Annotated in this window: 10 protein-coding genes; 4 read left to right on the top strand and 6 right to left on the bottom strand. The window is 39.8% G+C overall.

Annotated elements, in window-relative coordinates; genetic code table 11:
* The coding region (locus A7A69_RS02610) for an IS3 family transposase (protein WP_152876168.1) at positions 1-223 on the top strand (223 nt) is incomplete at its 5' end.
* A 79-nt stretch (positions 224-302) separates the two neighbouring features.
* Here the strand turns inward: A7A69_RS02610 and A7A69_RS02605 are convergent.
* Both A7A69_RS02605 and A7A69_RS02600 read right to left on the bottom strand, forming a co-directional pair.
* Positions 303-776, bottom strand: a complete 474-nt coding sequence (locus A7A69_RS02605) for a YbaN family protein (RefSeq protein WP_152876167.1) — start codon at positions 774-776, stop codon at positions 303-305.
* A gap of 1 nt (position 777) precedes the next feature.
* Positions 778-1,389 (bottom strand): biliverdin-producing heme oxygenase, encoded by a 612-nt coding sequence (locus A7A69_RS02600; protein ID WP_044434433.1) that lies wholly within the window; start codon positions 1,387-1,389, stop codon positions 778-780.
* Positions 1,390-1,582: 193 nt separating this feature from the next.
* Here A7A69_RS02600 and A7A69_RS02595 point away from each other — a divergent pair, with 193 nt between their 5' ends.
* The 3 genes from A7A69_RS02595 to A7A69_RS02585 are packed head-to-tail and all read left to right on the top strand — an operon-like array spanning position 1,583 to position 5,829.
* Positions 1,583-2,128, top strand: coding sequence for a sigma-70 family RNA polymerase sigma factor (locus tag A7A69_RS02595; protein ID WP_120371215.1), 546 nt, complete (start codon positions 1,583-1,585; stop codon positions 2,126-2,128).
* A complete protein-coding gene (locus A7A69_RS02590) occupies positions 2,121-3,110 on the top strand; it encodes a FecR family protein (RefSeq protein ID WP_152876166.1) in 990 nt (329 codons plus the stop codon). Before A7A69_RS02595 ends, A7A69_RS02590 begins: the two co-directional genes overlap by 8 nt.
* 28 nt (positions 3,111-3,138) lie before the next feature.
* Positions 3,139-5,829 carry a TonB-dependent receptor gene (locus tag A7A69_RS02585; protein ID WP_187349153.1) on the top strand — a complete coding sequence of 897 codons (2,691 nt, stop codon included), beginning with the start codon at positions 3,139-3,141 and terminating at the stop codon, positions 5,827-5,829.
* 70 nt (positions 5,830-5,899) lie between these two features.
* Here the strand turns inward: A7A69_RS02585 and A7A69_RS02580 are convergent, their stop codons facing one another.
* The 4 genes from A7A69_RS02580 to A7A69_RS02565 form a co-directional block, all read right to left on the bottom strand.
* Entirely contained in the window at positions 5,900-6,280 is a 381-nt protein-coding gene (locus A7A69_RS02580; protein WP_152876164.1) for a PaaI family thioesterase, read from the bottom strand.
* 54 nt (positions 6,281-6,334) lie between these two features.
* Positions 6,335-7,585 (bottom strand): OprD family porin, encoded by a 1,251-nt coding sequence (locus tag A7A69_RS02575; RefSeq protein WP_187349149.1) that lies wholly within the window; start codon positions 7,583-7,585, stop codon positions 6,335-6,337.
* An 82-nt stretch (positions 7,586-7,667) separates the two neighbouring features.
* A complete protein-coding gene (locus A7A69_RS02570) occupies positions 7,668-8,807 on the bottom strand; it encodes an acyl-CoA dehydrogenase family protein (protein ID WP_152876163.1) in 1,140 nt (379 codons plus the stop codon).
* 75 nt (positions 8,808-8,882) lie between these two features.
* Positions 8,883-10,769 (bottom strand): AMP-binding protein, encoded by a 1,887-nt coding sequence (locus tag A7A69_RS02565; RefSeq protein WP_187349152.1) that lies wholly within the window; start codon positions 10,767-10,769, stop codon positions 8,883-8,885.
* Positions 10,770-10,842 lie beyond the last annotated feature (73 nt).

Below are 10,842 nucleotides of genomic sequence, written 5' to 3'. Positions count from 1 at the left end.
GAGTATGTCTCGTAAAGGTAACTGTTTGGACAATGCATCAATGGAAAATTTCTTTGGAATACTCAAATCAGAGTGCTTCTATGGTGAAAAATTTAATTCAGTTGAAGAATTGGAACAAACCGTGAAAGAATATATTCACTATTACAATCATGAAAGAATCAAGGTTAAATTAAAAGGACTAAGCCCTGTAGAGTACAGAACTCAGTCCTTAAAAGCTGCTTAATCAAACCGTCCAACTTTCGGGGGTCAGATCAAATTTGTGGTCTTTTTTTTTGAGATTCATGATTTCCATTTTATGTATCTTAGGGCTCAGGTCGCCGCCAAACCCAAATAAAAACGAACAGCATGCATAGCATACATATAAAGTTAAACCAGAAATGAGGTACATGAAGTATCAAGATGCTGCTAGCAAGTGTCATACTAACAGCCATCATATATTTTGATTTTCTGGAAACCTGACGCTTATCTTGCCAGTTACGAATCATGGGACCAAATAATTTATGCTGGTAAAACCATTTATGTAATCTGGAAGAGCCTTTTCCTGCAAAAAAAGCCGCGAGTAATACAAACTCAACCGTAGGTAAACCTGGAACAAACAAACCAATCACACCAATACTCAGGCTCAAGCAAGACAGACATATAAATACAATCCTTAAAAAGCTGGATTTAGATAAGCTTTCATGATGTATATTTTTAGATATAGTGAGCTCGATCTGATCATGATTTAGGTGATCAGAGGTTGAGGGCGACTTGGACGGATTGGTTGGTACTGACATTTTACTGATCTGTATTTGCTGTGGTTAATAGCGATGCAAAGCGGGCAAAACCATCCATTGCACCTTGTACGACCTGATCCTGTTCAGTTTGACTTAAACCTGCATCATCGAGTGCCTGAACAAAGCGTTTCCAGACTTTTGCTCTGCCTTCAGGATAAGCAGCCAGATTTCGTGCACCAAATTCTTCGGAAAGTTCCAGCTTGGTTTTTGCTTCTTTAAATAAAAAAGCAGCTCCGAGCGTTGAACCTTCAGAAACGTAAATCCAGCCTAGCGCTTCAAGTGCATTGGCATCCTGACTCGCGATATTAAGATCTGTAGGTGAAACTCCTAAATCTTGTAAATCTTTAAACGCTGCGTCTGAGCGACCACGAACATCCAGATCAGGAATAAAATCAATGATTTCTGGATATTTAAATAAGTACTCAACATCACGCTGAAAATAATATTGAGCCAGTGTAAATTTTGCATAATGCATCCGACTTGCAAAAACATCTGCCTGAGCCATTAAGTGATGCATACGTTCATGTTCTGCTGCTGTTTCAGTTTTTAAGCGAAGTGATAGTGCTGAACTTATATGATGTTGAATGTCTGTTTTGCCAACGGATTGGTTCATATCGTTACCTAAATAAAGTTGTATATTTGCGGAGTAAATAAAGGTCTATATACGCTATGACGAAGGAGGATAGAAAAAGACGCAATAAGGAATGCAGCTTTTTTATAGAAAATATCGTTCAGAAATAGTTTACAATAATCACATTAATAAATGATAATAATTCTTGTTTATATTATTCATTCAATATTTTGCTATGGATCAATCTTTCTCCCCAACTGCACAGAAACAATTCATTCATGAAATGTATCTGGATCACCATGATTGGCTTCAACAGTGGCTTAGCTATCGCATTCGTTATCCTTTTAATGCAGCCGATCTGGTGCAAGATACTTTTGTTAAGTTATTACAAACTCGACAAAAACTACTCGGAATTCAGGAACCAAGAGCTTATTTAGTCAATGTTGCCAAAAATGTACTGATTGATAAGCATCGACGTTATGTATTAGAGCAAAGCTATCTGGAAACTCTGGCAGGGGAGTTACAACTTCAAGAGATTGAATTATCAAATAATCAACTTGAAGAAGTGGTACAAATTTTAGATTTTTTAACGATTGCTTTAAACGAAAGCCCAGTATTGGCAAGAAAAGCTTTTCTGATGTATTACTTTGAAGGTTACAATCAAAGTGAAATCGCTGAACGGATTGGTAAATCTTTAAGGACGACGCAAACTTATTTAGCAGATTGTCTAAGTCTATGCCTTGAAGCGCGAGAACAGTTGCTTGAGTCGGAACATGACTGACCCAAAAAAATTACAAAAAGAATTATCTTTATGGATTATTCGTTTAAACACAGATGATCCGATTGAACGCGCTCAAGCTCAAGTCGAATTTGAGCATTGGCAACGACAGCATCCCGAATATCATGATCAATTCGATAAAATCAGTCGCTTTTCTGACGAATTAAAACAACTTCAGGAAACACACCGTATTCATAGCCAGACCTTGCAACAGTCGCTAAAACACACTCAACAAAGTCAACAACAGCTCAAAAAGGCTTTTGGTCGTGGGATATTGGGCATTGGTTTCATTGGGCTATTCAGTATTTTGACCTACCATTATTTTCCCTTTGCTTATTACACCGCAGATTATAAAACTGCGACGGGAAGTATGCAGTCATTTGTACTTAAAGATGGTTCAAAAATTACACTAGGGGCTAAATCTGCCATCAAATTGCATTTTAATTCACAGATACGTCAGGTGGAACTGGTTCAGGGTGAGATTTATGTGGATGTCGCAAAAGACAAACATCGACCATTCATCGTGCAATCGAAGCAAGCCGATTACAAGGCATTAGGAACACGATTTATTGTGCATCAAAATCGTGAAAACAGCAGTATTAGTATGTTGCATTCAAGTGTTGAAGCGAGTGCGAAGCAGGTCAATCAACGTCAGCGCGTACATGCTGGTCAAAAGGTACAAGCTGACGCACATGGCTTTGGACCGATTCAACCGATTGCAATTCAATCTACTGAATTTGCATGGCAACACAACCAGATTTTAGCCGATAATCTGGCTTTACCTGATTTACTAGAACGTCTAAATCGACAGCATAACGTTTATTTTATTTATCGTGCATCTGTACTTGAGTCATTCAAAGTCAATGGGGTGATTAATGCCCAACAGGATGTGGAGCAAACTTTGAGCTTAATCAAAGCTCAATATCCACAATTAAATATTCAAAAAATAGGAAGTCATGTTTTTATTATTCAGCTTGAAAGTTAGAAAATAAAGACAAATTGCGTGTTTTGGGATTGTGGTGCGTCATATAGGGAAGAACAGCAATTATTTGCTAATTGGCTTAGTTAATGATTATCATTTATATGGGGCTATCGTTTTAATGCACATTTTATCTTCCCAATATTCTCTACAAAAAATAGCGTTGGCCGTTTCTCTGGCAATTTCTGTCAGTTGCGTTTCGGCCCCTATATACGCTGCAAGTAGCAATTCTTCTGCTTACTTTCAAGTGGAGCGTGGTTCTCTGACTCAGGCGCTCAATAGCGTTGCATTGCAAGCCAATGTTTCATTACTGATGGATGCAAAGAAGACGAATCGTTACCAAGTAAATGCGATAAAAGGCAACTATACAGTTGAGCAAGCATTTGCCAGATTGATTGAAAATACGCCTTTTCAACTGATGAAATCATCGGCAGGTTACTTATTGGTAGATAAGAAACAAGAGCATGAACAGTCTGATGAAAAAAATGTGGGGACTTCAAGTGCCATAAAAAAAGGGCAACTGAATTCATCTTCAATTTTCAATCAGGATAATCATCAGTTATACCAAATGCCAACTCTCTCTATGCAGGCAGAAAATTCAGATACGGTTCAGTTTGGGCAAAGCGTTTTAAATCAGACCGCGATTGATCGTTATCAGACCAATAATGTTGCACAACTATTAGACACCATGCCAGGGGTATCTTCGGCTGGCTCTCCTAGACCCGGCGGACAAACGATTAATATTCTGGGTATGGGGGGAGTTGAGGATGTTCCCATTACACTGGATGATTCGGTCAAATCTTTTGATAAATATCGACAAGGGTCAGTCTTTATTGAACCTGAAATTTTAAAACGGGTCACGGTCGATAAAGGTCCGCATAATGTTGAAGTTGGTAATGGCGGTTTTGGTGGAAAGGTGACACTGGAAACCAGAGATGCGCAGGATCTATTAAAACAGAATAAAAATGTCGGCGCATTTCTAAAGTATTCGCGATTTAGTAATAACCAGCAAAATACTTATACGGGTGCAGTGTATGGAAAAACTGAAAATAATCTGCTAGATGGGCTGTTTTACTATACCAAACGCGATAGCGATAATGTAGAGCGTCCAGATGGAACCTCTTTTTTATATTCGGCTCAGGAACAGGACACATATTTAGCAAAACTGAATATTCGTCCAGATGAAAGCCAAAAGATTTCTTTCAATGCCATGCAAAGTAGCCATACAGGCTGGGAACCTTTTGCTGCAATGCGTGATCAGGATGCTGTTCCGAGTGCCGCAGATATTGCAAAGTATGGCTATGACGAAGCGTGGAAACGCCGTTTAGTCTATCGTGACCAAAAAGATACAAGCTATTCTGCTGGTTATGAGTTTAATCCTGCTGCGAATCCTTATATTAATTTCAAAGCAAATTTTTCTTATTCAAAAACCAAACAACATGATAAACGTTTGGAAGGGGTTTCTTTTTCAGCGGCCAATCTTGGCGATGAAAGCTGGGTGAACTATACCAATACAGCACTAAAACTTTTAAATATCAGTGATATTGATACGGCTTATGGTACACATAAGCTAAAAATCGGGGCACAATATCAAAAGATGAAGCAAAACTCTTTGATGCTGGTTCGCTCTTATCTGAATAATCCTCAATATAATTACGGACTCTATCAACCAAATTATATGCCCGCAGGTGATCAGCAAATGTATAGCGCATTTGTTGAAGACCAATATCAAATTGGGGCAGTCACGATTACGCCGTCTTTACGTTATGACAATATTATCAATCAGGGTTATGGCAATCTGGCTCCACGTTATAGCACTGTTGAAGCAGGCCATGATTATTCAGAAAAAAGTTATACAGGTTGGTCACCTCGTTTAGCCTTGGCATGGAAACAGGCAGATTACCTCACGTGGTTTGCTAATATCAGCAAAACATGGCGTGCGCCGCGCGTTGATGAGCAATATTATAATGATGGTCCAAGTTCTACGGTATCTGCGACCAGTCTGTATTTGCGTCCCGAAAAAATGTTGGCGATAAGACTTGGTAATGAAATGAATTTTGATCAGCTTTTGACAGATGATGATCATTTACAGATCCGTCTTAGCTATTATCATAACCGCGGTTCAGACGAAATTTTCCGTAATCGTTCGGTTTTCTGTCAGGCACAAGCCGAGATTATTGCTCAGGGTGGAAGTGCGAATGCCAGTGTTTGTAATGGCCAATATGATCATGGTTTTTATAGAAATATTACTGATTACACCATCAAAGCTTATGAAGCAGAGCTATTTTATAATCAGCCCACCTATTTTGCGGGTTTAACTTATTCTTATGTGCGCGGTCAACGTGATAATTCTCCTGTTAATCCGTGGTTTAATCAAAAAACATGGATTGAACAAATACCTCCACGCAAGGCGACAGCTACGCTAGGTGTCAATGTTCCTGAACATGATTTGACAATGGGCTGGCGTGGAATTTTTGTAGATGCGCAAACCAGAAGTATTCTAAATACAGATCATTCAATTGGGGCTTCTGGTTTTTCATTGCCTCGTACTAAAGGCTATGCTTTGCACGGTATTTTTATCGATTGGCAGCCAGTCGGTGAAAATGGTCCTCAGTTGAATTTCTCTATTGATAACCTGTTTAATCGTGACTACAAAATGTATCTTGGAGAATATATGACAGGCACGGGACGTGACTTTAAGTTGAGCATCTCTCAGCGCTTTTAAAACTAAGTAATGAATGGTTTGAGAAAGAAAGCAACGGGTTTTCTTTCTCTTTTGTGGCTTCAACTGAAACTTAAAGCACCATAAAATTAGCTGTACTTCGTGCCAGCATTTTATTGTTTTGCCATGCTTCACTTTCGATATTTAAAATAGATTTACCTTGCTTTACAAAGTGGCATTTGGCCTGCACGACACCGACCTGACATGGGCGTAGAAAATCTACTGTCAGATTAATCGTGGTGGCAGGTTGTCGATTATTCGCCAGAAATGCAAATAAGCCCATCACATCATCCAACATTGCGCAAATCATACCACCTTCAACGGTACCTCTAGGGTTGGTAAAACTTTCTAATGCGACATAATCAATTTCAAGTTGCTGCGCTTGATCGTTCCATTGAATATGGTGTCCGCCTAGCAAATAGTGAATAGGAGGGAGTTTGTCAGTCATATCCATTTTTTATTTTCCCTAAATCGAAGTAGGCTCCCGATGATCTAGAGCCTATCAGTGTTATTTAAATTTCCACGTATAATCAATATTGATACGGGTTTCGTTCACAGGTTTGATATTGGCGTTGGCCGACATGTTATTGTCGTAGATGGCATAACGTGCGCGAAGTCCCAGATTTTTGAGCCAACCGCTTTGAATGGTATAGCCCAGATCAAAATCAGTTTCGCGCTCTTTTAAATTGGTTCCACCCAGATTAGGTGCATAGATATTACGACCCATGGTATAGCGTGTCATAAAGCGTAAACCCGGAACATAATCTTTAAAGTCATATTCATAGCGGAAACTATAAGCTTGTTCTTTGGGATTGAGAAACTCGCCTGGCCATGTATCAATCAGTAGTCCTGTTTCTCCACCACTTAAATAAGGAAACGCAGTTTCACCATGATGCTGAAACGTCCCAAAAATAAGTTTATGATTTTGATGCTTCAGTTCAAAATGCGCATGATATAAGTCATTATCGACTAAGCCTGCTTTTGCATTGCCTACATCACGACTTCGATAATAATGTAAATAACTACTCAATCGTGTGGTTGGGTTGATCTCCCATTTGTGTAAAAAACCTGTTGTCCATTGATCATAAAGATCATTCACATCCAGATAGAATAAACCTAAACGTAAACTTGGATTGACATTGTAATAGCCGCCTGCATAGTACAATCCATCAGTTTCAGCATTTTTAAAACGTCCATTTACTGCTGAAATTCTGATATTTTCAAAATTGGTCGAATCACGTTGATTCACTTTATCAATATAAGCAGCCTGTAATTCAAAATCTTTTACATCTTTAGATTCTAGTGAAATTCCACGATAAGTTTGTGGTAACAAACGGGCAGGAGAAGCGACTAAAACAGGATTCATTGGTCTAAGCGTTCCTATTTTAAGTTCAGTCTGACTAATTTTAGCTTTACCTGTGACACCGATTTCACCGTAACTTGACGCGGGTTCATTGGTGACGGTGTCTCGCGGTAGATTTCCAGTTCCTGCATATTTGGCGCTGGCATCTAGCTTAAAACCAGCGGTGGCGAGAATATCCAGACCAAAGCCCACTGTTCCTTCGGTATAGCCTGAATTTGCCTTGAAAATAAAGCCTTGTGTCCAGTCCTTCGCTGCTGGATATTTGGAAAGCTCCTGATAGTCGCGGTCAAAATAAAAATTGCGTGTAGTCAGTTCTACACTGCTGTTATCGACAAAACTTCCCGCAAATATAGAACCAGAAAACATAAGCGTGGAATACACCCATAATTTAGACATAGCATTTCATCCTGAAATATCATTGTTGTTTTAAGCAAGACCTGTTTGTTCTTTCTGCCTTGCTTCGCTGTTAAAATTTAAATTATTTTCCCAAGAGTTCACGCGCCACGATTTCTTTCATAATCTCGTTGGTTCCGCCGTAAATTTTTTGCACGCGGGCATCGACAAAGAAACGTGAAATTGGATATTCCTGCATGTAGCCATAGCCACCAAACAGTTGTAGTAATTGGTCTATCACCTCACATTGGGTATCGGTGATAAAACATTTCAGTGCGGCAACGTGGTTGACCCTGAGTTGCTGTTGGCTATACATCTCAGCACATTGATCGACAAAGGCTTGTGCGGCTTTGGCTTTAATTTGCGCATTGGCAAGTACAAATCGGGTATTTTGCATTTGGCTTAAGGGTTGACCAAAGGCTTTGCGTTGTAAGACATAGTCTTTAGTCAGTTCAATTGCACCTAAAATTGACCCCAGTGCCATCATGGAAATACTCAGGCGTTCACGCGGTAATTCTTGCATTAGGTAAGCAAAGCCTTGTCCTTCATCGCCTAAACGTTGTGAAGTGGGAACTTTGACCTGATCAAAAAATAGTTCGGCGGTATCTTGTGCATGTAAACCAATTTTTTTCAGTGAGCGTCCTTTTTTTACACCTTGTAAATGGGCATCAACTAAAAATAACGACATGCCTTTAGCACCTGCCTGTGGGGTGGTTTTTGCCACCAGTACAATTAAGTCTGCATGTAATCCATTGGAAATAAAGGTTTTTGAACCATCAACGATATAGTCGTCGTCAGTTAATATGGCTTGTGTACGGATTGCCTGTAAATCAGAACCAGCATTGGCTTCCGTCATGGCAATCGCTGTGACCACTTCACCAGTGACCATTTTGGGAAGCCAATATTTTTTCTGTGCTTCAGTACCAATATTTTGAATATAGGGCGAAACCAATTCATTTTGCCCACCGATGGCAACTGCCAAAGAGGTAAATCCTGCCTGTGCAGTTTCTTGAACTAGCATCAGTGAGTAATGGATAGGTGCGCCATAGCCGCTATATTCTTCTGGAACATCGACGCATAAAAAACCATTTTCACCCAGTTGATTCCAAAGCTTTCGTGGAATTAAGCCATCCTGTTCCCATTGTTCATAATAAGGAGCGACTTGTTCTTTTAGAAAACGTCGATAATTATCTCGAAATAGTTCAAATTCCGTATCGTGTTGCATATTTCACCTTTTTTAGGGCAAAACTAAGGGTGAAGCTCAAAAGTAAATTTGAACTTCTTATGTAATTTCAAAGGACTAGTTGTTTAGGACTGGAATCCGAATAATCAGTGGATTGTCCGTTTGCTTTTGATAAAGTTCTTCAATCAAATCCGCTCGACGCTTAGCGATGTTGCTTTGATTCAGATTTCCTTTATCGGTGACTTCTCCTGCATCAAGTTGTGGCGGTTCAGTCATCAAATACAGCATCGACACTCGATTAGAGCTTCCTGTTGCGTCTTTATTAAAATTTAATAAAAATTGGCGGAACCATTGCTGTACTTTGGGATGTTTTAAAATTTCTTCGGCAGGATGATCCTTAAAAGTTAAACCTGCATATTGTGCACAAGCGTCCAGTTTTGGAAAAATCAGAAAACCAATGGCATTTAGGTTAGACCCTGTAATACAGACATCCTGAATCAGTAAATTGCCTTGAATCAGGACTTTATTGCGTAGGGTTCCAACATTAACAAAAGTACCAGTATTGAGCTTAAAGTCCTCTGCAATTCGTCCGTCATACATCAGGCCTTGCGTTGGATCATTGGGGGATACCAAACGCACGGCATCACCTGTATGGAAAAAACCTTCATCGTCAAATACGATACTTTGTTGATCGGACTTTAAACGCCAATAACCCTGCATGACGTGTTTACCACGCACACAAAATTCCATTTTATCGCAGTGTGGCACCAGTTTAATTTCACAGCCAGGCGCAGGATAACCAATAAAGCCTGCCATGACTTTTGGCCCTGTGGTAAAAGCACAAGAAGGCGCAGTTTCAGTCATACCGAGACCACTCATAATCCGAATTTTTTCACCGCAATGTGCTTGTGCAATTTTATCCAGACGATTCCAGCCTGCTTCAGACAATGCTGCACCTGCGAAAAATAGAATTTTGACATCTTTAAAAAAGCGATCACGTAACTCAGCATCTTTTTCCAAAGCATCCGTGAGTTCTTCCCAACCTTTTGGCACATTTAAATAGACCGTCGGGGAGATTTCTTTTAAGTTGTGAATGGTCTCATCAAACTTGCCTGCAACGGGTTTGCCATCATCGATATAAATTGTACCGCCGTTATACAGAGCGATGCCGACATTATGGCTACCCCCAAAAGTATGATGCCAAGATAACCAATCCAGTAATACAGGTGGGGTCTGCTCAAATTCTGGAAAGGTTTGTAATAACATCTGCTGATTCACGCACAGCATCAAATGCGTGGTTGGTACAGCTTTAGGCAGTTTAGTCGAACCAGAGGTAAACAAAAATTTGGCAATCTGGTGTTCATCCAGTGTTTGATAAAACTCCTGAACATTGGTCACAGGGGTATCCAGCAAGGATTGAAAAGAGGTACATTGCTGCTGCCCAACAATTCCCGTATTGGTAATGACTTCGATATCGGATGTTGCACACGTTTGGATCGCTTTGCTAAACGCCTGTCCATCACTGGCATAAATCATGCCCGGAGTGAGTACTTCAAAGATATGTTTAAGCTTACCAAAATCCTGAGAAATCAGAGAATAAGCAGGGGAAATGGCAGAGAATGGAACACCTGCCAACATTGCACCCATCGATAAGGTTAAATGTTCAAGATCATTACCCGACAGAATGAGTAATGGTCGTTCCTGGCTTAAATTACGTTGATGCAATGCCTGAGCAATGTGCCAAGCGCGTTGCAAGGTATCGGCATAACTCAATTTGACCCATTGACCCTGAGCATTACGTTTTGCAGCAAAAATATGATCAGGTTTATTTTTTGCAAAATGAATCAGACGATCTGTAAGCTTTTGCGGATAGGGCTTTAATTGCTCTGTAGGTTGAATATAAAGTACCTGACCTTGATATTGATACTCAACATCATGTGATCCAAGTTGAACAAACCGTTCACGATCTTGTGATTGAGTGGCATTCATTTGCATTTCTTTCACTCCGTGGAAAGCGCATTGCTGCGCTTGTTTTGCATCATGCAATTTTTTTATTCATTCAATGTTTATTGTGGTT

This window comes from Acinetobacter guerrae, assembly GCF_009372255.1.
GTDB classification, from domain to species: Bacteria; Pseudomonadota; Gammaproteobacteria; order Pseudomonadales; family Moraxellaceae; genus Acinetobacter; species Acinetobacter guerrae.
The sequence above is the reverse complement of the archived record's forward strand: the minus strand, read 5'-3'. Positions and strand labels throughout refer to the sequence as shown.

What these genes read in the sequence shown, in the direction of transcription:
- A7A69_RS02590 (WP_152876166.1), top strand. Translation starts at nt 2,121, where the DNA reads ATGACTGACCCAAAAAAATTACAAAAAGAATTATCTTTATGGATTATT.
- A7A69_RS02605 (WP_152876167.1), bottom strand. Translation starts at nt 776, where the DNA reads ATGTCAGTACCAACCAATCCGTCCAAGTCGCCCTCAACCTCTGATCAC.
- A7A69_RS02595 (WP_120371215.1), top strand. Translation starts at nt 1,583, where the DNA reads ATGGATCAATCTTTCTCCCCAACTGCACAGAAACAATTCATTCATGAA.
- A7A69_RS02570 (WP_152876163.1), bottom strand. Translation starts at nt 8,807, where the DNA reads ATGCAACACGATACGGAATTTGAACTATTTCGAGATAATTATCGACGT.
- A7A69_RS02580 (WP_152876164.1), bottom strand. Translation starts at nt 6,280, where the DNA reads ATGGATATGACTGACAAACTCCCTCCTATTCACTATTTGCTAGGCGGA.
- A7A69_RS02600 (WP_044434433.1), bottom strand. Translation starts at nt 1,389, where the DNA reads ATGAACCAATCCGTTGGCAAAACAGACATTCAACATCATATAAGTTCA.
- A7A69_RS02575 (WP_187349149.1), bottom strand. Translation starts at nt 7,585, where the DNA reads ATGTCTAAATTATGGGTGTATTCCACGCTTATGTTTTCTGGTTCTATA.